The organism is Allobosea sp. UNC402CLCol, from assembly GCF_000745475.1.
In the GTDB taxonomy this organism is placed as follows: domain Bacteria; phylum Pseudomonadota; class Alphaproteobacteria; order Rhizobiales; family Beijerinckiaceae; genus Allobosea; species Allobosea spartocytisi.
Genome location: NZ_JQJJ01000013.1, coordinates 413,835 through 438,842 on the forward strand (window position 1 = coordinate 413,835; position 25,008 = coordinate 438,842).

Below are 25,008 nucleotides of genomic sequence, written 5' to 3' on the forward strand. Positions count from 1 at the left end.
CCGTTCGGGTCGATTTCGACACGATCGGGTCCGGCTTCGGGTGACCCAACGAAACGCCTCAAGATGCCCACAGTTCCGGCATAATGGAACCACCGAGAGCCTGTTGCGTTGCGGCTTCATCCTGGCATGGGAATGTCGATGTCCGTGAGTCGCCTGCGTGGGAAAACCCCGACACCCCCGGAGCCGACCGCCGGAGCGGATCTGCTCGTGCCGCCGTTCTGGGAGCTCGAGGATCTGCTCGCCGACGGGCTCGCATGCGAGGCGGCCCTTCAGGTGATGGCCGCCCGCCGCGCCGCGCTGAGGCTGGTCGACGGCTCGGAGCCTGAGGCCGACCCGGCCAGTGAGCTCGCCGCCCGCCGCTTCAAGCTGATCTTCTGAGCGCAAGACGACCGCGAACCTATTGGCAGAAGCGCGAGGCATGCGTGCGGCGCTCCTGAATGTCGATGTGCAGATGGTCGGCGTGGGCGGCATCCGCGCCGGGCCCCAGCGCCGTCATGAACGCGCCGCAGGCCGATTGGCGCACGGCCGTCAGGAACCGGTTCTGAGCCAGGCCGGCCGGCTTCTCCACCGAAACCTGCGTCGCGGCTTTCCCCTCGCCGAGGTGGAACGCGAAGATGTCGAGCGCCTTGCCCGTGGCATGCTCGCTGACGGGCCCGGCCGAGGCGCGGTTGCGTCGCCGGCATTCATGCCCGCCGCCGACGCGCAATTCGGTGAGATCGCTGTCGAAATGTCCCCGTGCCAGCGGCCGGACGCTATCGTCGAGCCAGCCCGCGACGGTCTTCGCCATGACGCAGCTCAGCGTCACCGGCGGCGCGAAGGTGACGGTGCCCGCGCCCGCCGTCCCGGTTGCGCGGAGGGCAAGTGCCTTCACGATGACGGGCTCGTCGACGCGGCAGGCGGGATCGCCTTGCGCGAGCTTCGGATCGGCGGCCTCGACGCTGTTGCCCGGGATTGCCTTGAGAGCCGCCAGGCAGGACGCTTCCCCGCCTGCGGGTAACGTTTTCGCCTGCTCGCTGGCAGGCGGGGCTGCGCCCACCGGCGCCGCGGCAGGCCGCATCCCGAGCTGTTCAGTCGAAGGGCCAAGCTCGGCCGGCCGGACCGGCGGAAGCGCGCGCGAAAACGCCCCGCCGTCCTTCCGCGACGCCTGCGCGGCGGCAGGGGCGTCGGAAAGAAGCGGCAAGCCGCAACAGAGAGCCAATGCCACAGCGAGGCTGCGAGCGGGCCGGATCAGCCGTCGAGGGCCGAAGCGCTGGCCACCGCAATGCTGGTCAATGCCGCGAGCGCCAGCGAGAGAATCTCGTTGCTGATCGCTCCGGGCTGCACCGTTCCGGAAAACAACGCAGCCGCGACCGTCGCCGCGCCCCCTGCTGCAACCACGAAGGTCGTTGCCATGGCCCACACCCTCCCCAACTGCAAACCAACCCGACATCAAGTCGCGAACGCAGCGTGACGAGGCTTGTTCCGCAGCGTGCGCCAAAAGCAAGGCCCGCAGCGAAGGCGAGCCCGATTATCCTTCACAGATCCTTCACGCCGCCTTCCGGCCGGCCCGGCGATCGAAGAACAGCGCCTGGCTGATCGCAGCCTTCACCGCCTCGGGCTGGAACGGCTTGGTGATGAGGAAGGCCGGCTCCGGCCTGTCGCCCGTCAAAAGCCGCTCCGGATAGGCGGTGATGAAGATCACCGGCACGTCAATCGAGGTCAAGATCTCGTTAACGGCGTCGAGACCGGAGCTGCCATCGGCCAGCTGAATATCGGCGAGCACGAGCCCGGGGCGCTTCTTGGCGACCAGAGCGATCGCCTCGCGCTGGGTGCGCGCAATGCCGGTGACGCTGTGGCCGAGCTCCTCGACCATCGTCTCGATGTCGAGCGCGATGATCGGCTCGTCCTCGATGATCAGGACATCGGTCGCGACCTGCTCGGCGATTTCCTGGCCCGCGATCTGAACCAGCGCGGCGGCGTCCGGGGACGAGATCTCCATGATCGCCGCAACCTCCTCGATCGAGAAGCCCTCCACGGTCCGCAGCAGGAAGGCCTGGCGCGGACGCGGCGTCAGTGCCTCGAGATTGCGCTCGGCCGGCGAATTACCGAGCTCGACAACCGTCTCGCGCGTGTCGATTCCGACCGAGGACCAGAGCTTGAGGAAGGTCCGGTAGAGCCCGATGCGCGGGTCCAGGTCACGGGGAAAGCTGGAGGGGTCGGCGATGAGCGCTTCCAGCATGGCGACGACATGCGCGTCGCCGCTGGTCTGCGTGCCGCTCAACGCGCGAGCGAAGCGGCGCAGGTAAGGAAGATAAGGCGCAATTTCCTTGGCTATCGTCATCAAACCGTCCTTTTTATTGTGCGCGGATAATGACTTAGGTACCGCAGGAGACAAGCAATTTATTTTTTTGGAAAGTGGGAACCTTTCAAGAGGGAGGCTGTTATTAGGGCGCATTGGTGTCGCCGTCGCCGCCCGAGGCTGGTTCCGCCATGATCGGAAGTTACATGCGGGACCTGCTGGAAAAGCAGGCCTGGTCTCGGCGCGAGGGCTGATATGACGAATCTGGATGCTGCAATGCCTGATCCCGGAGGCGACAACGACGATCTCGACATGGTTCTCGATCCCAGGGTCCAGGAATCCATCGGCCGCTCGCTGAAGGCGCATTACGACGACATCGTGAACGCGCCGATACCCGACAAGTTTCTCGTGCTGCTGGCGCAGCTGGAGGCGACGGAGCAGCGCGCAGGCGGAGCGTCGTCCCATGAGTGCCAATGACTGCAAGGCGAGCGACTTCAAGGCCAATGAGTTCAAGGACGGCCTGATCAAGGAGATTCCGAATCTCCGCGCCTTCGCCGCCTCTCTCTCCGGCTCGATGCAGCTCGCCGACGATCTGGTTCAGGACACGCTGCTCAAGGCCTGGGGCAATTCCGAGAAGTTCGAGCCGGGAACGAGCCTGCGCGCCTGGCTCTTCACCATCCTGCGCAACACCTATTATTCGCTCTACCGCAAGCGCGGCCGCGAGGTGCAGGACAGCGAAGGCACCTATGCCGAGCGTCTGGCGACGCATGGCAACCAGGAAAGCCATCTCGATCTCGCCGACTTCCGCAAGGCGCTGGCCAAGTTGCCCGAGGAGCAGCGCGAGGTGCTGATCATGGTCGGCGCGACCGGGCTCTCCTATGAGGAGGCGGCGGAGATCTGCGGCGTCGCGATCGGAACCATCAAGAGCCGCGTCAATCGTGCCCGCACCAAGCTCGCCGAACTCCTCTCCATTGGCAGCGTCGACGATCTCGGACCGGATCGGACCAGCGCGGCCGCCATGCAAAGGGCGGGCTCCGAACCAGTCGGCTCCTGAATGCGCCTGACGCGATTCAGCACTGTCCGGGGGCGCTTGCTGGCGCTGCTGATCGCGATCGCGCTTCCGATCGGCTGCGTTACCGCCCTGGCTGCCGCCACGGCCTATCGCACCATCACCGGCGCCATCGAGACCGCGCAGGTCCGGGCGGCCGACGAGTTCGCCATTCGCACGCGGATCTGGTATCGCGGCGCCCTGCGCTCGCTCCTGTCCTTCGGCACGGCCACGGCCGAAGCCGGGCTTTCGCCCGAGCTTTGCAGGGAGGCCGGCCTCAAGATGCTCGCCCAGGTCCGCGGCTTCTCCGCCGTGCTGGTGCGCGGCGCCGACGGGCAGCTTTGCACCGCAGCGCTCGATGCCGGCATCGATGCGCAAACGCTGGATCGAACGGCGACGCGCCTGCGCGACCTTCCCGCCGTGGCGCCCTGGAGCGGCATCGATCTCGGCAAGTCGCATTACGACCAGGCCACGATCGGCAACCGGCGCTATCTCACCGTGCATACCGAAAATCCGACGGCATCCGGAGCGGGTCTGCGCGAGGCTCTGCTGCTGATCGAGCCCGAGGTGCTGGAGAACGTCTTCGACCTCGGCGAGGGCGGCACGGACATGGATGTCGCGCTCGTCTCGCAAGGCAGCGGCGTGGTCGCCAGCCGCGGCGACGGCGAGGCTCTGGGCTGGCTGCCGCGCGACGCCCGTCTCCCGCAGGCGCTTGAGCGCTGGCGCGCGCCGAGCCGCCAGGGCGACGAACGCGTCTATGTCGCGCGCATGGTCGCCGAACCCGATTTCTACGTCGTCGCCTCCTTCGACGATTCGCGCGAGCAGGGCGCGCGCATCCAGTTCGCGGTGCTCCTGCTCGCGCCGTTGCTGACATTGACCTTGCTGTGCATCGTCTATCTGCGCGCCATCGACCGGCACTGCGTGCGCTGGCTGCGCAGCATCGAGGCGGCGGCCCGCTCCCGTGCGACCGCGCGACGGGCGGCGCGTGCGGCCGTCGCCGACGACATGCCGAGCGACATCCGCAGCGTCGCCGAAGCCTTCAACATGATGGTGGACGAGCAGGAGGTGCGGCAGCGGCGCCTGCAGACCGCCCTCGACGACAACCGCTTCCTGGTGCGCGAACTGCACCATCGGGTGAAGAACAGCCTCCAGGTGGTGCAGAGCTATATCGGGCTGACCAAGCGCGACTATCGCGACGAGGCCAGGCTCGCCTTGGCCGACGCGGAATGCCGCGTCCACGTCCTGTCCGCAGCCTATCGCTTCACCCTCGCGGATGGCGAGATGCAACCGGTCCGGGTCGACCTGTTCCTCGAGGACGTCGTCACGATGATCTCGAACCTGATCCGCCGGCGCGATCAGTGGATCTCGGGCCGGATCGAGACAGCCGCGACCTTGTCGGTCGATCGCATCATCCCTCTCGGCTTTCTCGTCGCCGACGTCGCCTCACGCGTGCTGCGCAGCACGCCCGGGGTGCGGATCACGCTGACGGTCCACGATCTCGACGACACGACGATCGAGGTCGCGATCGAGGCCGACCGCGAGATCGTGCATCAGGAGCCACCGCGCCTGTTCGCCGGCCTGCTCGCGCAGATCGAGGCGGTTCAGTCCGGACCGCCGGAGGGGCGCAATCTCGGGCGTTGGCGAGTCAGCCATAAGGGCTGAGATCGCTGCGCGGGCGGGTCTCCAGCGCGTCGGTCAGCAGGGCTTTTCCAGCGGAGCCTCAACCGGCTCGATCAGGACGCCGACGCTCAACCCCAGGAAGGCGCCCGGCGGCCCCGTGAAGCTGCCGGCGATCGGCGATGCGTCCTCGGGGACACGCGCCACCGCGATGCGCAGAAGCTGCCGATCGGCGACGAGATCATTGGTCGGATCGAACTCGACCCAGCCATCGCCGGGGATGAAGACATCCGCCCAGGCATGCGTCAAGCCGACAGGCGAGATGAGCCCGGCCGCGTCCGGCGTCTGATCCTGGATATAACCGGTGACGAAGCGCGCCGCGAAACCCATGCGGCGCGCCAGCTCGATGAACAGCCAGGCGTAGTCGCGGCAGGAGCCGCTGCCGAGCAGCAGCGTGTCGGCCGGATGCTGGGTACCCTCGTCGTAGCGGACGGCGTAGCTCAGCCCGGCATGGATCGCATGGGCGAGATCACGCAGGAGATGGCCCGAACCCGGGCCGAACCCGGCACGGAAATCGGCGAGCCAGCGCTCGATCACGCCGTCGGGATCGGCCGCGGCGAGGTGGAGATAGGGCTGCAGGACCATGCGTTCGCCGTCGCTGTAGACGACACCGGTCAAGGCCGCGCCCGGTGCGAGCCTGCTGCGCGGCAGCGCCGAACCGAAGCGCTCGAGCATCAATTCGCTGACGATCTCGAGCGTGTCGTGGGGTTCCGCGAATGTCGCGACGGCGACCGGGTTGCCATAGGCATCGTGCATCCAGCGCAGCATCGCAGGAGGCGAGATCGCCAGGGCGGTATCGACCAGCCGCAGATCAAAGCTGTCGCGCGGCCTGAGCATCAGCCGATGCGGGCCGAAGCTGACCGGCTCGGCATAGCGGTAGGTCGTTGCATGGCGGACACGCAGATGCATCGGTTCCCCTGTCGGCGCCCTTCACCCGCAAAAAACAAGCCGCCCCAGGGCGGCTTTGAAGTGCGGCGCGAGGATGCGCTGCGGGCTCAACGCGGAAAAGCGTGATTGGTTCCGCTGCTCCTGGAGCATTTTCGAGCGAAGTGGACACCGGTTTGCGTGAAGAAAATGCGATAAAACAAGGAGATCGGAGAAGCGCGGAAATGCTCTAGCGCAGGATCAGGGCGCGGACGCCATCCGCCATCGCCTGCTTCGACGGCGCCGGGATGCTGCGGCGGGCGGCGCTCTCGCTGCGGTCCGCCCGATCGACGGCGGCGAAGCGGGCTTCACCCGGCTGCGCATGACCACGCAAGGCGGCAACGGTGGTCGAGCTCTGGTCGGTCGGCATCTGCAAGCCGGCGCCGAAGCTCAGGCCGGTCACCACGGCCGCCATGCAGCCGAAAAAGAACAAGGCGCGCTTGGCGGGGGCCAGGCTGTCGTTCAGCATCTTCGTCTCCCAACGCCTGCGCCAGCCCGGATGGGCCGGCTGTTACGAGATAGAAACGCGGCCGGACGGTTTCCGGTTCCCCGGGACGGGACGACGAAGGCAAAAGCTGGTCGAAACCGGCCCTCGTGGAACGCCGAACGGCTTCCCGGCGTTATTCGGCCGCCGGCGCAATCTTCCGCCGCGAGGGGGGAACAGATTCAATGATGAACCTCAATTCGAGGCCGGGCCGCATCGGCACGCCCTGCCTTGCCTGTCCTTTGCGCATGAAGCCCGCCTTCGAGGACAAGACCGATGACGAGATCCGTTTCATCCAGGCGATGAAGACCGATCACCGCAGCCTGAAGGCGGGGAGCGACATCATTAGCCCGGACCAGGAAAGCGCCGAGCTCTACACGCTCTTCTCGGGCTGGGCCTTCCGCTACAAATCCCTGCCGGACGGGCGCCGCCAGATCCTCAACTTTCTCCTGCCCGGCGACATCGTCGGCCTGCAGGCCTCCCTGCTCGCCGCGGCCCAGCACGGCATCGAAGCGCTCACCGATGTCGAACTCTGCGTTTTCCCGCGCAAACGGATCTGGGACCTGTTCGTGCGGATGCCCAATCTCGCCTATGAGCTCGCCTGGCTCGGCTCCCGCGAGGAGTCCATGATCGACGACAACCTGACCTCGGTGGGCCAGCGCAATGCCAGCGAGCGTATCGCGGCCCTCGTCATCACGCTCTATCGCCGCGCCGATGCGCTCGGGCTGGTCAGCGACAGCAGCTTCGACTTTCCCCTGTCGCAGCAACAGCTTGCCGATGCGCTTGGCCTCTCCCTGGTCCATACCAGCAAGACATGGTCGAAACTGCGCAAGGCGGGGCTGTTCACCATTTCCGGCGGACGGCTGACCCTGCTGAATCCGCGCCTCACCGCCCGCATGGCCGCTGTCTACGAGCAGAGCAAAGCGCCGCGGCCGCTGATCTGACGCCATTTCGTGGCCAACGGCCGAGATGGGGCTTGGCGAGAGGCCAGACTTGACCCCATATGCCGGGTGGGTAACGTTCCGCAGCGCTTGAAGGCGAAGTTCGGGGCGCGCAAGGGGTATCATGTCTTCGACGATCAGACATCGTCCGCCGCGCGCGGGCTCGATCGCGGCCCGGCTCGGCCAGTCGCGCGTCGCCAGCCGGCTCGAAGGCGAGGTGCGCGTCACCGCGGCCGATCTGGTCGATTGCGTGGCCGAGGCCAGGCTCAAGGTCGCGGCCGTCCGCTACAAGGTCGAAGGCGAGGTCCGCAACAAGGCGGAGAAGCTCAAGAGCCGCGTCAGCGTGGCCGCGGAGAAGCTGGGCGACGAGGCGCGCTTCATCAAATCCTGGATCGACGATCCGCTGCGGACCGGCTCGGTAACCCCCTCGAGCCCGGCCCTGGCGCGGCGCATGGCGTCCTATGTCGATCCGGAGCAGCCCGGCCCCGTCATCGAGATCGGCCCTGGTACCGGTCCCGTGACCGAAGCCCTGATCGAGCGCGGCGTCGACGAGGAGCGTCTCATCCTCGTGGAATACAGCCCCGAATTCTGCGAATTGCTGCGCAAGCGCTTCCCGCGGGCCACCGTCGTCCAGGGCGATGCCTACGCCCTCTCGACAACGCTGGCGGGGCACCTGACCGAGAAGGCCGCCGCCCTGGTCTCGAGCCTGCCCCTGTTCAACCGCCCGCCCCCGAGCCGGACGGCGCTGGCGAAGGAGGCGTTCCCGTTGATGGTCGAAGGCGCGCCCTTCATCCAGTTCACCTATTCGGTGATCTCGCCGATCCCGCGCAAGGGCTCCGGCCTGAAGGCCTTCGTCTCCGATTGGGTCCTGCGCAACATTCCGCCGGCGCGGGTCTGGGTCTACCGCGAAGCGAGCTGAGCCCCGTCGGATCCGGTTGCGGGCCATGCAAATAATGCGGGCCAGCCGAACCGAATCGTAACCGCTCGACGTTAGACAGCCTGTTGGAACGGGCGTTGCATCGGACCTGTTCGCAGCGAGGACTTCGACCGGCCCCATGAGCGGTGCAGCCCTGCGTTACACTCTGCCGCGCTGGCGCGTGACGCGCTGGCTCGCCGATGCCGGCCCGGACGTTCCTGCCGAGATCAGGACCGCACTGATCGCCAGCCTGTTCGGCACGCTGCCGATCTTCGTCGGCGGCGTCATCAACTCGCTCGCTGTTTCCTTCCTGATCGCCTGGCGCATCCCGACCCTGCCGTTCCAGCTCTGGTGCGTCTTCGAGGTGCTGTGCTGCCTCGCCCGGCTCTTCGTGCTCATCAACGCCCGCCGCAGGGCGGAACGCGGCGAGCCGACCTGGACGGACACCTATCTCCTGCTCGGCGTGGCCTGGGCGGCCGGCATCGGGGCCGGCACCTTTCTGAGCCTGACGAGCGGCGACTGGGTCGTCGCCACACTCGCCTGCCTGTCGGCGGCCGCCATGGTCGGCGGCATCTGCTTCCGGAATTTCGGAGCGCCGCGCATGGCGGGCGTGATGATCGGGCTGACGCTGGGACCATGCTGCTTCGCGACGCTGTTCGCCGGCGAGCCGATCATGCTCATCACCTTCATGCAGATCCCGCTCTATCTCTTCAGCATGACGGTCGCGGCCTACAAGCTGAACGGGATGCTGATCTCGACGATGCGGGCCGAGCGCGAGAACGCCTTCCACGCCCGTCACGACATGCTGACCGGCCTGTCGAACCGGGCCGGGCTGACACGTGCCTTCGAGACCCGCTTCGGCAGCGCCTCCGCCCCGCACGGCCTGGCGTTGATCTATCTCGATCTCGACGGCTTCAAATCCGTGAACGATACCCACGGCCACCCGGCCGGCGACGCGCTGCTGCAGCTCGTCGCCGAGCGATTGCGCGGCCTCGTGCGCAGCTCCGACCTTGCCGCGCGGATCGGCGGCGACGAATTCGTCGTCCTGTCCGAGCAGACCGAACGGGTGCAGCTGCAGCGCATCGGCGAGCGCCTCGTCGCGGAGATCTCCGAGCCCTACGAGCTCGACAGCGGCCACCGGCTGCATATCGGCGCCTCGGTCGGCATTGCGCTGGCCCCTGAGCACGGAACCGACATGAACGCCCTGATGGTGGCGGCCGACGCAGCGCTCTACCAGGCGAAGTCGCGCGGAAAATCGCTTTGCGTCATCGCCAGCCAGCGCGCCGTCATCGACGGGCAGGGCGCCGGCAACCGCCCTCTCCTGCACTAAGGGAGAACCGGTTTTTCGCAGGAATCCTGCTGCGACTCCTCGGCGAGAGACGGATTCAGATTTCAGATGGCATCATCCGGCTCCAAGGGCGAAGAGGCGGCATCGCCCCCGCCTCGCTTGACCTGAGCGCGTGCATCGGGCTTGCCTCATTGCGACAGAAGGGCAGGAGGGGAAGCTTGGCCGATCTCGCGCGCCTCGTGCAGGACATCGCGACGGAGATGCGCGACGCGAGCGACCGCGGCGAGGTCGCGAGCTATATCCCGCCGCTCGCCCGCGTCGATCCCCGCCAGTTCGGACTCTGCGTCGTGACCGCCGAGGGTGCCGTCCACAGCGCCGGCGAAAGCGAGGAGCCCTTCTCGATCCAGAGCATCTCCAAGGTGTTCGCGCTGACACAGGCGCTGGGCAAGGTCGGCGACACGCTCTGGCGCCGTGTCGGGCGCGAACCCTCGGGCACGCCGTTCAACTCGATCGTGCAGCTCGAGCGCGAGCAGGGCATCCCGCGCAACCCCTTCATCAATGCCGGCGCGCTGGTGGTCTCCGACATCAATCTCGCCGGGCACGCACCGCGCGAGGCGATCGGCGAATTGCTGCGCTTCACGCGCTATCTTGCCGATGACGACGGCATCATCATCGACGAGGCGGTGGCGCGGGCCGAACAGGCGACCGGCTTCCGCAACATCGCACTCGCCAACTACATGAAGGCGTTCGGCAACATCCACCATGCGCCGGAGCTGACGCTCGGCGTCTATTTCCACCAATGCGCCATCGCCATGAGCTGCCGCCAGCTCGCCATGGCCGGGCGCTTCCTGATGCATGGCGGGCTGCATCTGCCGGGCGGGCCGCGGGTCGTCTCGGCCCAACGGGCACGGCGCATCAACGCGCTGATGCTGACCTGCGGCCATTACGATGCCTCGGGCGATTTCGCCTTTCGCGTCGGATTGCCCGGAAAATCCGGCGTCGGCGGCGGCATCCTCGCCATCGCTCCAGGCAAGGCCGCGATCGCGGCCTGGTCGCCGGGCCTCAACGCCAACGGCAATTCCATGCTGGGAACGCTCGCGCTGGAGCGGCTCGCCGAGGCGACCGGCTGGTCGGTCTTCAACCCGGGCTGAGGGCGAAGGCCACGCCGGCAAGCGCAGGTCTCGCGGCAGGCCGCCACAACATGCTGAAGCTTCGAGGGACATTGGAGCGGGCGATCGGGATCGAACCGACGACATTCAGCTTGGGAAGCTGACGTTCTACCACTGAACTACGCCCGCATGCCGCGCGGACTGCAAAGCAGCGCCGTGGCAGGCGCAGTTTCATAGCGGCTCCGCGAGCAGGTGTCATCCGGGAATTTCCGGGAGAAGCTCAGCCCTTGAAATGCTTCGAGAGCTTGAGGGCCTGGCCCTGATAGTTCGAGCTCAACCCGGCGCCGTAAAGCGCGGCCGGTCGGGCCGCCATCGTCTCGTAGACCAGCCGGCCGACGATCTGGCCGTCCTCGATGATGAAAGGCACGTCGCGGGAGCGCACCTCGAGCACGGCTCGCGCGCCTTGGCCGCCAGCAGCGCTGTGGCCGAAGCCGGGGTCGAAGAAGCCCGCATAGTGGACGCGAAACTCGCCCACCAGCGCGTCGAAGGGGGTCATCTCGGCCGCGTAATCCGGCGGGACATGCACCGCCTCCTTCGAGGCGAGGATATAGAACTGGCCGGGATCGAGGATCAGGCTGCGCGAACCGTCATCGGGGATCGGCTCCCAGAAATCGGCGGCGCGATAGGCCCCTACCCGGTCGACATCGATCAACGCGGTGTAGTGCTTGCCGCGATAGCCGAGCAGGCCATCGAAGCCGGAGAGGTCGACGCTGACGGCGACGCCGCCCTGGAAGGACGGCTCGGCGGCGCTGACCAGCGTCTCGCGGGCATGGACCTCCTGCAGCGCCCGGTCGTCGAGGCGGGCCTCGCCGGTCCGGAAGCGGATCTGCGAGAGCCGCGAGCCCGAGCGCACCAGCACCGGGAAGGTGCGCGGCGAGATCTCGATGAAGAGCGGGCCCTCATAGCCGTCCTCGACGAGGTCGAACTCGCGGGCCCTGTCGGTGATGACGCGGGTGAAGACGTCGAGCCGGCCGGTCGAGCTCTTGGGGTTGGCCGCGGCGCGCAGGCCCTTCGGCAGCCGCAAACCCTCCATCAGCTCGGCGATGTAGACACAGTCGGTCTCCAGCACAGCGCCGCGCGTCAGGTCGATCTCGTGCAGAGAGAGCTCGTCGATGCGGCCACGCACCGTGCGGTCCGGGCCGGGCAGGAAGCTGGCGCGCACGCGATAGGCGCGCTCGCCCAGGCGCAGGTCGAGGCTTGCCGGCTGCACCTGCCCTTCGGCCGGCGGATGGGCGAGCCGGATCACGCCCTGCTCGATGAAGGCGCGGATGGAGCTGTCGGGCTGGATTCCGGGCTTGAAGGGCAGCATGCGAGGTCCGCGAGGATAATCGGTTAGGGCTAGCGAAGGCGCGGGCGCAGGCCAAGCCGAATGCGCAGCTTTCGCCGCGTTGTCCACGCCTGCATGCATGCCGGCGGCATTGACGCTGCCGCCAGCCGGTTCATAACAGCACGGCGGCAGCTAGGCCCGCGGCCCTGGAGGCGCGGCGTTCTCGAAGTCCGGCGTCTTTGAAGTTCGGAGTCATTTTGGTTCGGAGTCCTGGCAATGTATCAGGCGCAGACGCATGGCGTGCGTGTGACCGCGGTGCCGAAATTCATGGAGGCGGAATCATCGCCGCCGCAAGGCCGCTATTTCTGGGCCTATTCGATCGAGATCGCCAATCTCTCGACACAGACCGTGCAATTGCTGACGCGCCACTGGCTCATCACCGACGGGCATGGCGAAGTCCATGAGGTGCGCGGCGACGGCGTCGTCGGCCGGCAGCCGGTGCTGGGGCCGGGCGAAAGCTTCAGCTATACCTCGGGCTGCCCCTTGGCGACGCCGGACGGCTCGATGCACGGTTTCTACGCCATGCTCGGCGAGAACGGCGAGATCTTCGATGTCGAGGTGCCGCTGTTTCCGCTCGATTCCCCCCATGTGAAGAAGGTTCTGCATTGACCGCCCATCCGCCCGCCGGGCAGCGCTACACGCCGCTCGAGATGCTCGCCCGCCTCGTCGCCTTCGATACGGTGAGCCATAAATCCAATCTGCCGCTGATCGATTTCGTCGAGGACTATCTCGCCGGCTGGGGCGTCGCCTCCACACGCTTCCCCAACGCCGCCGGCGACAAGGCGGCGCTCTTCGCCACGCTCGGGCCGCAGGACCGGGGCGGCATCGTACTCTCGGGCCATACCGATGTCGTGCCGGTCGAGGGGCAGGCCTGGAGCCGCGATCCCTTCACGCTGCATGTGGAGGGCGCGCGCGCCTATGGGCGCGGCGCCGTCGACATGAAGGGTTTCGTCGCGCTCGCGCTGGCGCTGGTGCCGGATTTTCTGGCGGCCGGGCTCAGGACGCCGATCCACCTGTTCTTCTCCTACGACGAGGAGGTGACCTGCCTCGGCGTCATCGACGGCATCGCCGCGATGGGCAGGACGCTGCCCCGGCCGCTCGCGGTCATCGTCGGCGAGCCGACATCGCTCGACATCGCCGACGCGCATAAGGGCATCCGCACCTTCCTGACGTCGATCACGGGCTTCGCGGCGCATTCCTCCAAGCCGCAGCTCGGCGCCAGCGCCGTCCATGCCGGCGCCTTGCTGGCAGCCGAGCTCGACCGGATGCAGGAGGAGGCCAAGGAGCGGCCCGACGGGAGCGGCCGCTTCGACCCGCCCTATGACACCGTCCATGTCGGCAAGTTCCATGGCGGCATCGCCCGCAACATCCTCGCCGACAAGGCGGAGCTGTCCTGGGAAATCCGCACCCTGCCGGGCTCCGACCCGGAGGCCGGACCGGCGCGCTTCGGCCGCCTGTCGGAAACGGTGCTGGCGCGGATGCGGAAGACGGCGCCGTCCTCGACCATCGAGACGGTGATGACCTCGGATGTGCCGGGCCTCGCGCCCGATCCCGGCTCGGAAGCGGAGCGGCTCGCCATGCGCCTCTCCGGCCGCAACCACACCATCGCCGTCGCCTATGCGACCGAAGCGGGGCATTTCCAGCGCGCTGGCCTGCCGACCGTGGTCTGCGGTCCCGGCTCGATCGACCAGGCGCATCAGCCGGACGAGTACATCACGCTGGAGCAGCTCCAGGCCGGCGAGGCCTTCATGCGCAAGCTGATGGCGGAGTGCAAAGCGGGGTAATCGCGGGCGTCATGCTCGGGCTTGCCCCGAGCATCTCGTGACGCGAGGGCTTTGCCGTCTCATTCGGCAATGAGATTCCCGGGTCGCCGCCTCGCGGCACCCGGGAATGACGACAGCCTTCAAAGTCCCGACGTCACCCCCTGCTCGACCTCCGACGGCTCGAAGGAATAACGCCGCGAGCAGAACTCGCAGGTGACGCCGAGCTTGCCGTCATCGGCGATCATGGCGCGGCGATCCTCGGGCGAGAAGCCGCGCAGCATCGAGAGCACGCGCTCGCGCGAGCAGCGGCAGGCCTCGTGCACGACAACCGGCTCGAAGACGCGGGCGCCGCGCTCATGGAACAGGCGATAGAGCAGGCGCTCGCTCGCCAGCGTTGGGTCCAGCAGTTCGTGGTCCTCGACCGTCTCGACCAGCGAGCGCGCCTCCATCCAGGCATCGTCACTGACGCCGTCGGGGTCGTTGCCGGCCAGGATCTCGTGGCCCTCGGGCACGTCGCCGGGATGGATGTCGGCCGCGCGCAGGCGTTCGGGCGAATGCGGCATGAACTGGACGAGGATGCCGCCGGCGCGCCAATGCGACCGCCCTCCGGTCGTGACGGTGCCGACGGCGAGCCGAACTCGCGTCGGGATCTGCTCCGACTGGCGGAAGTACTGGTGCGCCGCCTCTTCCAGGCTCTGCCGCGTCAGGGGCACGATGCCCTGATAACGCGTCGTCGCCGAGCCCTGGTCGATGGTCATCGCAAGATGACCTTCGCCGAGCAGATCGCCGGTCGAGAGCTTGTCCAGCGCGACCGCCTCGACGAGCTTCGCCTCGTCGATATGGGCGACGGCGCGGAAATTGTCAGGGGCAGTGAAGTCGACCACCATCATCGGGATGGCGCCATCGCTCTTGGTCTGGAGCTGGAAGCGCCCCTCGAACTTCAGCGCCGTGCCCAGCAGCACGGTGAGCGCCGCCGCCTCGCCGAGCACGCGGGAGACGGGCTCGGGATAGTCATGGCGCGCGAGGACGGTGTCGATCGACGCGCCCAGCCGCACGACGCGGCCGCGCACGTCGAGATCGGGGACGGCGAAGGGCAGGACGCTGTCGTCGAACCCGGCCGTGACGTCGGCGGCCATCAGGCCGCGACCCCGCCGAAGCACCAGGCGAGGATGCCTTTCTGCGCATGCAGCCGGTTCTCGGCCTCGTCGAAGACGGCCGATTGCGGGCCGTCCATGATCTGGTCGGTGACCTCCTCGCCGCGCGAGGCCGGCAGGCAATGCATGAAGATCGCCTCCTTCTCGGCGCGCTCCATCAGCCTGTCATCGACCTGGTAGGGCCGCAGAAGGTTGTGGCGGGTGCCTTCCTCGTCGCCCATCGAGACCCAGCAATCGGTAATGACGCAATCGGCGCCCTCGACCGCCGCCTCGGGATGGGTGGTCAGCGAGAGCTTCGCACCCTGCTTCTTCGCCCAGGCGACCAGGGCCGGTGGGGGCGCCAGCTCCTCGGGCGTGGCGATGGCGAGCTCGAAATCGAGCCGGCCGGCGGCATGGATCCAGGAGGTCAGCACGTTGTTGGTGTCGCCGGTCCAGGCGATGCGCTTCCCCTTGATCGAGCCCTTGCGCTCCTCGAAGGTCATGACATCGGCCATGACCTGGCAGGGATGCTGGCGCTTGGTCAGGCCGTTGATGACCGGGACCGAGGCGTATTTCGCCATCTCGACCACGGCATCATGGTCGAGCATGCGGATCATGATCGCATCGACATAGCGCGACAGCACGCGGGCGGTGTCGGCGATGGTCTCGCGCTCTCCGAGTTCGATCTCCCGGCCGGTCACCATCATCGGCGAGCCGCCGAGTTCCCGGATGCCGACATCGAAGGAGACGCGGGTCCGCAGCGAGGGCTGCTCGAAGATCATGGCGATGACCTTGCCTTCGAGCAGGCGGTCCCCCGCGGCGGCAGGGGTGCGGCGTCGCGCCTTGATCTCCTCGCCGGCGCGCAGGATCGAGCGCAGCTCGCTGCCGGAGAAATCGGAAAGGTCGAGGAAATGGCGCGTCACGGGCGCTTCCTTCGCTTCGCTGGATGGGATCGGTTGAACTTACTCTGCCGCAGGGCGCTTCAGCGTCGCCTCGACGGCGCTCGCCGCCTTGTCGAGCCGCGAGACCGCCTCGGCGACATCCGCCTCGGTGATGATCAGCGGCGGCAGCAGGCGCACGACATTGTCACCGGCGCCGACGACAAGGAGACCCTGGGCACGGGCCTCGTTGACGAAGTCGGTGTTGAGCGTGTGGAGCTTGAGGCCGAGCATCAGCCCCTCGCCGCGGATCTCGGCGATGATGTCGGGATGCCTGTCCTTGAGCTCGGCCAGCGACTGCTTCAGCCGAAGCGCGATCTGGCCGACATTCTCGATGAAGCCCGGCGCCAGCACCACGTCGAGCACGGCATTGCCGACCGCCATGGCGAGCGGATTGCCGCCGAAGGTGGTGCCGTGCGTGCCGAGCGTCATGCCCGAGGCCGCTTCCTCGGTCGCGAGGCAGGCGCCCATCGGGAAGCCGCCGCCGATGCCCTTGGCGATCGACATGATGTCCGGCGTCACGCCGTAATGCTCATGGGCGAAGAACTTGCCGGTGCGGCCGACGCCGGTCTGGATCTCGTCGAAGATCAGCAGCAGGCCCTGTTCGTCGCAGATCTGGCGCAGCAGCTTGAGGAAGCGCGAGGGCACCGAGCGCAGGCCGCCTTCGCCCTGGATCGGCTCGATCATCAGCGCGGCGGTCTCGGACGTGATCGCGGCGCGCAGCGCCTTCTCGTCGTCGAAGGGCACCTGGTCGAAGCCGTCGACCTTGGGGCCGAAGCCGTCAATGTATTTCTGCTGGCCGCCGGCGGCGATGGTCGCCAGCGTGCGGCCATGGAAGGCGCCCTCGAAGGTGACGATGTGGTAGCGCTCGGGATGGCCCTTCGCGGCATGGTATTTCCGCGCCATCTTGATGGCGCACTCATTGGCCTCGGCCCCCGAATTGGTGAAGAACACCCGCTCGGCGAAGGTTGCCTCGCAGAGCCGGCGGGCGAGGCGCTCGCCTTCCGGCGCCGCATAGAGGTTCGAGGTGTGCCAGATCTTGCCGGCCTGCTCGGTCAAAGTCTTGACCAGATGCGGATGGGCGTGGCCGAGCGCATTGACGGCGATGCCGGCGCCGAAATCGAGATAGCGCGTGCCGTCGGCGGTGATCGCCCAGGGCCCCTCACCGCGCTCGAAGGCGACGGGAGCGCGGGCATAGGTCGGCACGAGCACGGACTGGCTGGCGGAAACGGGGGCGGGAGCCATGAGGCAAAATCCTCGCGAGGGGGACGGATGAGAACGGATTGGCGCTGGGGTCGAGAACGCGATCCGGGTGAGATGCCGCAGCATGCGGCCAAGTTGCGACCCGGCGACGACGTTATCGTCGCAGCCAGTTCCTGACCTCTCGTCGCGCCGTCATCCGCATCGTTCGGGGCCTTGATCCGCAAAACATAAGCGCCGCCCGAGCGGGCGGCGTCACCTTGTGGATAAATATGCTTAAGGCAGCCGGCACTGTCAATTCCATGCCGCCGATTCCCTTGCCGGCTCTGCCGTGACGGCAGTGTTGCCGAAAAGATTCGCTTGACCCGCCAATCGCGAATCGCCTGGGGAAAAGCCCAATTCGGATTCGGCGACTCTTGTCCGCGAGTCACCGCCCCTTGTATGGTCTCATTCGTCAGATACGACATTTCGTGCGGCGTCCCCAGTCCCGTCTGTTGCGGAAGCAACGGTTTTTGTCTCAGCGACAGAAGCCGCCGGTTCCGGATTCCGCCACGAAGCACCCTTAAGGGCGGCACCGCGAGGGGCCGGCCGGACAAGACAGGTGATGCGGATGAACGAAGCCGGAGCATGGACCGACGAGCGGGTCGAACTGCTCAAGAAGCTCTGGAGCGACGGTCTGAGCGCAAGCCAGATCGCCGCCGAGCTCGGAAACGTCACGCGCAACGCGGTGATCGGCAAGGTGCACCGGCTCGGCCTGTCGGGCCGTGCCAAGAGCGCCGCTGCGCCGGCCACGCCGCGCAATGCCGCCCCGCGCAAGGCCCCGGCACGGGCGCCGAGCCATCCGATGAACAACGCCGCCGGCGCCACCCGCGGCACCCATGCGCTCGCTCCGCATTTCGCGACGCAGCCAGAGGCCGATATCGAGGCCGAGCAGGCGCCGCGGCCGTCCGAGGACGTGGTGATCCCGTTCTCGGAGCGGGTCACCATCATGGAACTGCGCGAATATATGTGCCGCTGGCCGATGGGCGACCCGACAACGCCGGAATTCCGCTTCTGCGGCGCGCGCTCGCAGACCGGCATGCCCTATTGCAGCCACCACGCCCGCATTGCCTACCAGCCCGCTGCCGACCGCCGGCGCGACCGGAGCAAGGTGCGAGCCTGATCAGGCTGATGGCTTTGAAATAAGAAAACCGGCCGAAAGGCCGGTTTTTTGTTGGCTGGTCGAAAGCTTGCGTCATGCTCGGGCTTGACCCGAGCATCTCATGACGAGGAAGCTCCAGAGCCTTCTCTTGAACGAGATCCCGGGCCTGCGCTTCGCTCCGCCCGAGAATGACGGCAAGCGGCCTCCTTACAACCTGCGCCGCTTCTCCAGCGAGCGGCTCCAGCGCGAGAGGGCGAAGCAGATCAGCCAGTAGATCGCGCCCGAGAAGGCATAGGCCTCCATGTTCATGCCGACCCAGTTGGGATCGGCGAGCGAGGCCTGGGCGATGCCGAGCAGGTCGAGGATCGAGACGACCAGCACCAGCGTCGTGTTCTTGATCAGGGCGATGAACTCGTTGGTCATCGCCGGCAGCGAGATACGCAGCGCCTGCGGCAGGACGATCAGCCCCGTCGCCTTCCAATAGGTCAGTCCGAGCGCCGTCGCCGCCTCGCGTTGGCCCTTGGGCAGCGCCTGCAGGCCACCACGCACGGCCTCGGCCATATAGGCGGCAATGACGAAGCCGAGCCCGATCACGGCGCGCGCCAGCCGGTCGATATCGATGCCGCCCGGCATGATCAGCGGCAGCAGCAGCGAAGCCAGGAAGATCACCGCGATGATCGGCACCCCGCGCCAGAACTCGATGAAGATGACGCTGATCAACCGGATGACGCGCAGCCCCGATTGCCGCCCGAGCGCGAAGAGGATGCCGAGCGGGATCGCGATCAGACTCGCATAGACCGAGATGAACAGGGTGAGCATCAGCCCGCCCCAGTCGCGCGTCTCGACATGGCGCAGGCCGAAGCCGCCGGAGAGCAGCCAGATGCCGAGCGGCGGCAGCAGGACGAGCATGGCGACGCCGAGCTTCAACTTCAGCCGCTGCGGCGCGAAGACGACCCCCGCGACGCCGAGCACGAAGGCGATGCCGGCGATATCGACGCGCCAGCGCTGGTCGGCGGGATAGAGCCCATACATGAACTGGCCGAAGCGGGCGCGGATGAAGACCCAGCAGGCCCCGCCCGCGGTGCAGTCGGCGCGGGTCGTGCCGCGCCAGCTCGCATCGATCAGCGCCCAGCGGATCAGCGGCACCGCGACCCAGGCGATGGCGAGCGCCAGCACCACCGTGACGAAGGCGGTGAAGGGCGTGCCGAACAGGCGCTCGCGCCAGAGCGAGAGCGACGAGGCGCTCCGGGGGGAAGCCAGGCCGCTCATCGCGTCACCAGAGCGATGCGGGCGTTGTACCAGTTCATGATCGCCGAAACCGCAAGCCCGATGACGAGATAGACCGCGAGCGTCATGGCGATGATCTCGATCGCCTGGCCGGTGTTGTTCAGCGCCGAGCCCATGAACAGGCTGACCAGATCGGGATAGGCGATGGCCGCGCCGAAGGAGGAGTTCTTCAGCACGTTGAGATACTGGTTGGTCAAGGGCGGGATCATCACCCGCAGCGCCTGCGGGATGGTCACGAGCCGCAGGATCTGGCCGGAGCGCAGGCCGAGCGCCGAACCCGCCTCGGTCTGGCCATGCGAGACCGACTGGATGCCGCCGCGCACGATCTCGGCGATGAAGCCGGCGGTATAGGTGACGAGCGCCGCCAGCAGCGCGACGAATTCAGGGATGACTGCGAAGCCACCGCGATAATTGAAGCCGCGCAGCACCGGCACGTCCCAACGCGTCGCCAGCACGGCCCAGGTCAAGGCCAGCACCGGCACCGCGAGCAGCAGGGCGAGCCCGACGCGTAGCGTCGGCGCGTGGAGCCCGGTCCGCTCCTGGCGCTTGCGGGCCCAGACATGGAAAGCGGCGTAAGCCAGGACGCTGGCGAGGATGATCAGGCCGGCGATGCGCAGGTTGCCCATGGCATCCGGCAGGGGGATGGTGAGGCCGCGATTGTTGAGGAAGGCGACGCCGAACAGTCCGATGCTCTGGCGCGGCGCCGGCAAGGCGGCGATGACGCCGAAATACCAGAACAGCACGAAGAACAGCAGCGGGATGTTGCGGACGAACTCGATATAGGCGCCGGCGATGGTCGAGAGCAGCCAGTGCGAGGAGAGCCGGGCGATGCCGACGACGAAGCCGAGCGCGGTGGCGAGAATGATCGCGATCACCGTCACCAGCATGGTGTTGGCGACGCCGACCCAGAACAGGCCGAGGATGTTGTCGGCTTGGGTGTAGCCGGTGAGGACGAAGGGCACCTCGATGCCAGAGGTGCGCCAGAGGAAGCCGAAGCCCGAGGCGATGCCGGCCTTGACCATGTTCTCCGAGGCGTTGCGCACGAAGAAGATGGTCAGGCCGACGAGCAGGACCACGACGACGATCTGATAGAGCCAGTCGCGGACGCGCTTGTCGTTGATGAGGGAGAGGGCTTTGGTCAAGAAGTCTAGATCCTGATATTTAACAATAGCCGGGGTTAAACTCGAAAATTTATCCGACAGGAATACTTATAAATACAAAAACTAACCTCTTATCACGGCCATTCGGCAATAAAATCCTTAGCTAGGTAGGGTTGTATTTTATCCCATTCGCTGAGCACCCGCGCACAAAGTTCCGGGTCAGTATGCCAGAGCGCATTGGGTGTTTCGTAGTGATTTACGACAACGAGCATTTTTTCAGGCTCCCGCCAGTGGCGATGAAGTGTCATCGGATATCGGCGCGAAGTCCAGAGATTGCCAAGGCAAATTACAGTGCGGATATTGTCGAGGCCGAGGTGTTCGGCAATGATCGGCAATGAGAATATGACGTTCTCACCAGTGTTTGTCGCCTTGTGCTCCTCAAGGATCGAAGCAGCAGGCACCCCGAGCGACACAAGCCCCGCCTTGATAATTTGACACTCGGTCATGTCGGAGCCTGGCGTAAGGCCGCCACTGACGATGAGCCAACGGCAATATCCATCACGCCAAAGATGATAAGCAGCATCGATGCGCTCTTTAACGCCGTCGCGCGTTCCAAACACGAACAACAGGTCGGCCGGTTTGAGCCCCGTGGTTAGGAGATGCTCACTGTTGATCCGTGCGATTTCAGTTGAATTCGGTATTCGGCTGATCATGCCCAAATATCCAAATCACATAGGTTTTGCTGTCCCAAACACGCCATTCAGTTGAACGTCGAGCGCCAAGCACCTCTGTGGTGCTTGGCGCTCTGGCATGGGTCCCGGATCGGCGCGGCTGACGCCGCTTGTCCGGGATGACGCGCTGGCGGGGTCGCTAGGCGTCCGCTCTCACTGGAAGGGCGGGGTGAACAGCAGGCCGCCCTTGGTCCAGAGCTGGTTCTGGCCGCGCTCGAGCTTCAGCGGCGACCCCATGCCGACGGTGCGCTCATAGCTCTCGCCGTAATTCCCGACCTGCTTGATGGCGTTGTACATCCAGTCGTTCGGGAGCCCCATCATCTCGCCGAAGCCGCCCTCGGCGCCGAGCAGGCGGCGGACCTCGGAATTCTTCGAGCTCGCCTTCATCTCGTCGACGTTCTTGGAGGTGACGCCGAGCGCTTCGGCCGCGATGGTGCCGTTCAGCACCCAGCGCACGATGAGCTGCCAGCGCTCGTCGCCCCAGCGCGTCACCGGCCCCTGCGGGTCGTTCGAGATCGGCTTGGTCAGGATGATGTGATCGTCGGGGACCTTGAGCTTGATGCGCTGGCCGGCGAGCGCGCCGACACCGGCGGTGTAGGCGTCGCAGCGCCCGGCGTCATAGGCGGCGATGGCGTCGTCGTTCTTCTGGAAATTGGTGATGGTGACCTTGAGGTTGCGCTCGCGGAACCAATCGGCGGCGTTCTTCTCCTCGGTCGAGCCGGCGGCGACGCAGACCGAGGCGCCGTCGAGGCCCTCGGCCTCCTTCACATTCGCCGATTTGCGGACGATGAAGGTCTGGCCCTCATAGAAATTGATGCCCTGGAAATTCAGGCCGAGCGTGGCGTTGCGCGAGAAGGTGATGGTCGAGTTGCGCGCGAGCACGTCGACCTGGCCCGATTGCAGGATCGGCCAGCGCTGCTGCACCGAGGTCGGCGTGAACTTGACCTTGGTCGCGTCGCCCAGGATGGCGGCCGCGAGCGAGCGGCAATAATCCACGTCGAGGCCGGTCCACTCGCCCTTGTCATTGGCGAAGGAGAAGCCCGGCAGGCCGAGATGCACGCCGCATTCGAGATTGCCGCGCGCCTTCACGGCATCGAGTGTGGGGCTCGGCGCCAGCTGCTGAGCGCTCGCCAGCGAAACCCCGGCGGCGAGAAAGGCAGCCGCACCCAAAATCCTGATCGTCATATCGTCTCCCCGAAGCCGTGAGCGGCTTTCTGCATTGAGGCCGGGACTATGCAACAGATGGACCGCAAGCGGTACCCGACGAAGTGAGCATTCCTGCCGGGAGGCGTCAGTCAGTTGCCGAACACCGTGTTGAGCTGGGCGCCGACCATGATGAAGGTGGTGCGCTTCGACATCTCCTTCAGATAGACCGCCCCGATATAGGTCATCGCCGAGCGCACCCCGCCCATGATCTCCTGCATCGTGCCCTCGACCGGGCCACGATAGGGCACCTCGACGGTCTTGCCCTCGGACGCCCGGTATTTGGCGACGCCGCCGGAATATTTGTGCATCGCCGTGTCGGAGGACATGCCGTAGAAGACCATCGCGACCGGCACCTTCTCGCCGTCGCGCTCCTCGTAGCGGATCTCGCCCTCGCATTCGTCATGGCCGGCGAGCATGCCGCCCATCATCACGAAATCGGCGCCGCCGCCATAAGCCTTGGCGACATCGCCCGGCACGGTCAGGCCGCCATCGCCGCAGACCAGGCCTTTCAGCCCATGGGCCGCATCGGCGCATTCGATGATGGCCGAGAGCTGCGGATAGCCGACGCCGGTCATCTTGCGGGTGGTGCAGACCGAGCCCGGCCCGATGCCGACCTTGACGATGTCGGCGCCGGCCAGGATCAGCGCCTCGGTCATGTCGCCGGTGACGACGTTGCCGGCCATGATCGCCGCGTCAGGGAAGGCAGCGCGCGTCGCCTTGACCGTATCGACGAATTTCTCCGTATAGCCATTGGCGACGTCCAGGCAGATCTTGGAGATCGGCGACTGGGCGTGGACGGCCTTGAGCTTGTCGTGATCGGCCTCGGTGGTGCCGAGCGAATAGAAGGCATTGGCCGATTCAGGTTCGCGGAAGAAGGCGATCAGGGCCTCGGCATCGTAGTGTTTGTGCAGGGCGACCATGGCGCCGTGCTTCCGCAGCGCCCGCGCCATTGCCATGGTGCCGACCACATCCATATTGGCCGCGATCAGCGGGAAGCCCTTCCATTCCGCGCCTGTGTGCGGGAAGCGGAAACTGCGTTCGACATCGACATGGGCGCGGCTGCCCAGCGTCGAGCGCTTGGGACGGATCAGCACGTCGCGGAAGTCGAGCTTGGGATCGTTTTCGATGCGCATGGGCCGGCCTCGGGCTGGGCGATGGTCCGCGCACGCTGGCAGGCGTGCGCCGATTCATAGCCCCGGACGGTCGCTGGAGGCAAATCGGCGGATGGACCTCAACGCGCCGCGGCGGCGAGGCCTTGCGCGAGGCCGGCGGCGAGCGCCGCCCGCTGGCGCGTCAGGAAAGCCTCGCCATCGATGCGCTGCGCGTCGCCGGCCCTGATCACGGCCAGCCGCTCCGCGAGCGCGCGGGCGAAGTCCGGCGCGCCGTCGGCCAGCGTGAAGTTAGCCGGCAATTCGGTGAAGCCGCGACCGGACAAGGTGGTGGCGACGGCCGGCAGGCCGAGCTGCATCGCCTCGATGGTCTTGAGCTGCACGCCCGTGCCGGCCCGGCTCGACAGCGCCACGATGCGGCAGGAGCGCAGGAACGCGTCGGCGGCCGGGACGCGGCCGACCAGCGTGACATTGAGCGGCATGCGCAGCTCGGAGGGGACGCGGCCGGCGACAGCGATCCGCAGATCGTCCGGCAGCAGCGGGCAGACCTCCTGCAGGAACCATTCGAGGCCGACCCGGTTCGGCAGCCAGGTCCAGGTGCCGATCAGCCCGATATCGAAGCTCGCAGGCGCGTCCTGCCCCGCCACGATCGCGGGCGGCGCCGTGCCGGAGACCAGAGGCAACACGGCGGACTTGTCCCGGGCCTCCGCGCCCATCGCCCGCCGATCCTCCTCGGCAAGGGTCCAGACGAAGCGCGACTGCCGCCAGAGCCGGCGTTCGATGGCCTCCAGCAGCCGGGCCTCGCGGGCGAAGAGCCGGCGGAGCAGGACATTGCCGGCGTTTTCGGCATTCTGCCGGGCCGAGGCGTGCTCGATATTGTGCTCGACCAGCACGCAGGGCGCGATCTCCAGCAGTTCCGGGAAAGCGCCGGGCAGCATCACCGAGTTGAGGATGAGCGCATCGAAGGGTCCCTGCGCCCGCACCGCCTCGACCAGCCGGCCGGCGCCCGCGAGCCTCAGCTTGGCGCAGGCGACCGGCAGGCCGAAGCGAAAAGCGGCCGCGATCCAGCGCAGTTGCCGCCCGGTCGAGGCGACCGCATTCTCGATGTCGATCTCGGCCACGACAACGGCCTGCTCGGGATCGGCCGGCGTTTCGCCATGGCGCGTGAAGCCGATGGCCGTCACGTCATGGCCGGCGGCGCGCAGCGCCGAGAGGATCGCGGCATTGGCGATCTCAAAACCCGTATCCGGCCGGGCAACCGGAATGAGCGAAGTCAGAAAGGCGAGGCGCAAGGAAAGCGGGTCCGCGGCAAGATGTCTTTCAGTCGGCCGATTGCCGCGGCAGGTCA

At 66.9% G+C, this 25,008-nt stretch carries 26 protein-coding genes and 1 tRNA gene; 11 read left to right on the forward strand and 16 right to left on the reverse strand.

Going from position 1 to position 25,008, the window contains the following annotated elements:
- The first annotated feature begins 138 nt into the window (after positions 1-138).
- On the forward strand, positions 139-378 hold the full coding sequence (locus GY40_RS18195) for a hypothetical protein (protein WP_156115995.1): 240 nt from the start codon (positions 139-141) through the stop codon (positions 376-378).
- Positions 379-397: 19 nt separating this feature from the next.
- On the opposite strand, the gene GY40_RS28010 is transcribed toward GY40_RS18195, so the two are convergent.
- The 3 genes from GY40_RS28010 to GY40_RS18210 form a co-directional block, all read right to left on the reverse strand.
- The gene (locus GY40_RS28010) at positions 398-1,057 is read right to left on the reverse strand and encodes an extensin-like domain-containing protein (protein WP_051988249.1); all 660 of its coding nucleotides are present in this window, start codon (positions 1,055-1,057) and stop codon (positions 398-400) included.
- Between the two features lie 170 nt (positions 1,058-1,227).
- Positions 1,228-1,392, reverse strand: a complete 165-nt coding sequence (locus GY40_RS28015) for a hypothetical protein (RefSeq protein ID WP_162719994.1) — start codon at positions 1,390-1,392, stop codon at positions 1,228-1,230.
- Between the two features lie 133 nt (positions 1,393-1,525).
- Positions 1,526-2,320: a response regulator gene (locus GY40_RS18210; RefSeq protein ID WP_038365029.1), complete on the reverse strand. Its 795-nt coding sequence runs from the start codon at positions 2,318-2,320 to the stop codon at positions 1,526-1,528.
- Between the two features lie 213 nt (positions 2,321-2,533).
- Here GY40_RS18210 and GY40_RS18215 point away from each other — a divergent pair, with 213 nt between their 5' ends.
- Genes GY40_RS18215 through GY40_RS18225 form a run of 3 tightly spaced genes read left to right on the forward strand, consistent with a single transcriptional unit; the run spans position 2,534 to position 4,988 of the window.
- A complete protein-coding gene (locus GY40_RS18215; RefSeq protein ID WP_038365032.1) occupies positions 2,534-2,755 on the forward strand; it encodes a NepR family anti-sigma factor in 222 nt (73 codons plus the stop codon).
- Positions 2,742-3,332 (forward strand): sigma-70 family RNA polymerase sigma factor, encoded by a 591-nt coding sequence (locus tag GY40_RS18220; protein ID WP_038365035.1) that lies wholly within the window; start codon positions 2,742-2,744, stop codon positions 3,330-3,332. Before GY40_RS18215 ends, GY40_RS18220 begins: the two co-directional genes overlap by 14 nt.
- Positions 3,333-4,988, forward strand: coding sequence for a histidine kinase dimerization/phosphoacceptor domain -containing protein (locus GY40_RS18225; protein WP_038365037.1), 1,656 nt, complete (start codon positions 3,333-3,335; stop codon positions 4,986-4,988).
- Positions 4,989-5,021: 33 nt separating this feature from the next.
- Here the strand turns inward: GY40_RS18225 and GY40_RS18230 are convergent, their stop codons facing one another.
- Complete coding sequence (locus GY40_RS18230; RefSeq protein WP_038365039.1) at positions 5,022-5,912, reverse strand: transglutaminase family protein; 891 nt, start codon at positions 5,910-5,912, stop codon at positions 5,022-5,024.
- 205 nt (positions 5,913-6,117) lie between these two features.
- Positions 6,118-6,396, reverse strand: a complete 279-nt coding sequence (locus tag GY40_RS18235; RefSeq protein WP_038365041.1) for a hypothetical protein — start codon at positions 6,394-6,396, stop codon at positions 6,118-6,120.
- A 203-nt stretch (positions 6,397-6,599) separates the two neighbouring features.
- Between GY40_RS18235 and GY40_RS18240 the strand changes: the two genes are divergently transcribed.
- From GY40_RS18240 to GY40_RS18255, 4 genes are all read left to right on the forward strand, one after another.
- Positions 6,600-7,355 (forward strand): Crp/Fnr family transcriptional regulator, encoded by a 756-nt coding sequence (locus GY40_RS18240; protein WP_038365327.1) that lies wholly within the window; start codon positions 6,600-6,602, stop codon positions 7,353-7,355.
- Between the two features lie 121 nt (positions 7,356-7,476).
- The gene (locus GY40_RS18245) at positions 7,477-8,271 is read left to right on the forward strand and encodes a class I SAM-dependent methyltransferase (protein WP_113252820.1); all 795 of its coding nucleotides are present in this window, start codon (positions 7,477-7,479) and stop codon (positions 8,269-8,271) included.
- Between the two features lie 136 nt (positions 8,272-8,407).
- The gene (locus GY40_RS18250) at positions 8,408-9,598 is read left to right on the forward strand and encodes a GGDEF domain-containing protein (RefSeq protein WP_038365042.1); all 1,191 of its coding nucleotides are present in this window, start codon (positions 8,408-8,410) and stop codon (positions 9,596-9,598) included.
- A gap of 176 nt (positions 9,599-9,774) precedes the next feature.
- Positions 9,775-10,707 (forward strand): glutaminase, encoded by a 933-nt coding sequence (locus GY40_RS18255; protein ID WP_038365043.1) that lies wholly within the window; start codon positions 9,775-9,777, stop codon positions 10,705-10,707.
- Positions 10,708-10,779: 72 nt separating this feature from the next.
- On the opposite strand, the gene GY40_RS18260 is transcribed toward GY40_RS18255, so the two are convergent.
- A tRNA-Gly gene (locus tag GY40_RS18260) sits at positions 10,780-10,854 on the reverse strand.
- A gap of 91 nt (positions 10,855-10,945) precedes the next feature.
- Positions 10,946-12,034 carry a 2'-deoxycytidine 5'-triphosphate deaminase gene (locus GY40_RS18265; RefSeq protein WP_038365045.1) on the reverse strand — a complete coding sequence of 363 codons (1,089 nt, stop codon included), beginning with the start codon at positions 12,032-12,034 and terminating at the stop codon, positions 10,946-10,948.
- A gap of 234 nt (positions 12,035-12,268) precedes the next feature.
- Here GY40_RS18265 and apaG point away from each other — a divergent pair, with 234 nt between their 5' ends.
- Entirely contained in the window at positions 12,269-12,661 is a 393-nt protein-coding gene (gene apaG / locus GY40_RS18270) for a Co2+/Mg2+ efflux protein ApaG (RefSeq protein ID WP_038365046.1), read from the forward strand.
- A 41-nt stretch (positions 12,662-12,702) separates the two neighbouring features.
- A complete protein-coding gene (gene argE, locus GY40_RS18275) occupies positions 12,703-13,836 on the forward strand; it encodes an acetylornithine deacetylase (RefSeq protein WP_051988272.1) in 1,134 nt (377 codons plus the stop codon).
- Between the two features lie 119 nt (positions 13,837-13,955).
- Here the strand turns inward: argE and GY40_RS18280 are convergent, their stop codons facing one another.
- The 3 genes from GY40_RS18280 to GY40_RS18290 are packed head-to-tail and all read right to left on the reverse strand — an operon-like array spanning position 13,956 to position 17,131.
- Positions 13,956-14,951, reverse strand: a complete 996-nt coding sequence (locus GY40_RS18280) for an Hsp33 family molecular chaperone (RefSeq protein WP_038365049.1) — start codon at positions 14,949-14,951, stop codon at positions 13,956-13,958.
- Positions 14,951-15,871, reverse strand: a complete 921-nt coding sequence (gene argF, locus GY40_RS18285) for an ornithine carbamoyltransferase (RefSeq protein ID WP_038365051.1) — start codon at positions 15,869-15,871, stop codon at positions 14,951-14,953. Before argF ends, GY40_RS18280 begins: the two co-directional genes overlap by 1 nt.
- A 39-nt stretch (positions 15,872-15,910) precedes the next feature.
- Positions 15,911-17,131, reverse strand: a complete 1,221-nt coding sequence (locus GY40_RS18290; RefSeq protein WP_038365053.1) for an aspartate aminotransferase family protein — start codon at positions 17,129-17,131, stop codon at positions 15,911-15,913.
- A 565-nt stretch (positions 17,132-17,696) separates the two neighbouring features.
- On the opposite strand from GY40_RS18290, the gene GY40_RS18295 reads away from it, so the two are divergent.
- Positions 17,697-18,248 carry a GcrA family cell cycle regulator gene (locus GY40_RS18295; RefSeq protein WP_038365055.1) on the forward strand — a complete coding sequence of 184 codons (552 nt, stop codon included), beginning with the start codon at positions 17,697-17,699 and terminating at the stop codon, positions 18,246-18,248.
- Between the two features lie 186 nt (positions 18,249-18,434).
- Here GY40_RS18295 and GY40_RS18300 read toward each other — a convergent pair whose 3' ends face one another.
- The 6 genes from GY40_RS18300 to GY40_RS18320 form a co-directional block, all read right to left on the reverse strand.
- A complete protein-coding gene (locus tag GY40_RS18300) occupies positions 18,435-19,496 on the reverse strand; it encodes an amino acid ABC transporter permease (protein WP_038365057.1) in 1,062 nt (353 codons plus the stop codon).
- Positions 19,493-20,656 (reverse strand): amino acid ABC transporter permease, encoded by a 1,164-nt coding sequence (locus tag GY40_RS18305; RefSeq protein ID WP_038365059.1) that lies wholly within the window; start codon positions 20,654-20,656, stop codon positions 19,493-19,495. Before GY40_RS18305 ends, GY40_RS18300 begins: the two co-directional genes overlap by 4 nt.
- 92 nt (positions 20,657-20,748) lie before the next feature.
- Positions 20,749-21,327, reverse strand: a complete 579-nt coding sequence (locus GY40_RS27170) for a YdcF family protein (protein ID WP_081925502.1) — start codon at positions 21,325-21,327, stop codon at positions 20,749-20,751.
- Between the two features lie 171 nt (positions 21,328-21,498).
- Positions 21,499-22,530, reverse strand: coding sequence for an amino acid ABC transporter substrate-binding protein (locus GY40_RS18310; RefSeq protein ID WP_038365060.1), 1,032 nt, complete (start codon positions 22,528-22,530; stop codon positions 21,499-21,501).
- Positions 22,531-22,640: 110 nt separating this feature from the next.
- The gene (locus tag GY40_RS18315) at positions 22,641-23,684 is read right to left on the reverse strand and encodes a GMP reductase (RefSeq protein WP_038365063.1); all 1,044 of its coding nucleotides are present in this window, start codon (positions 23,682-23,684) and stop codon (positions 22,641-22,643) included.
- 98 nt (positions 23,685-23,782) lie between these two features.
- A complete protein-coding gene (locus GY40_RS18320; RefSeq protein WP_038365064.1) occupies positions 23,783-24,952 on the reverse strand; it encodes a glycosyltransferase in 1,170 nt (389 codons plus the stop codon).
- Positions 24,953-25,008 lie beyond the last annotated feature (56 nt).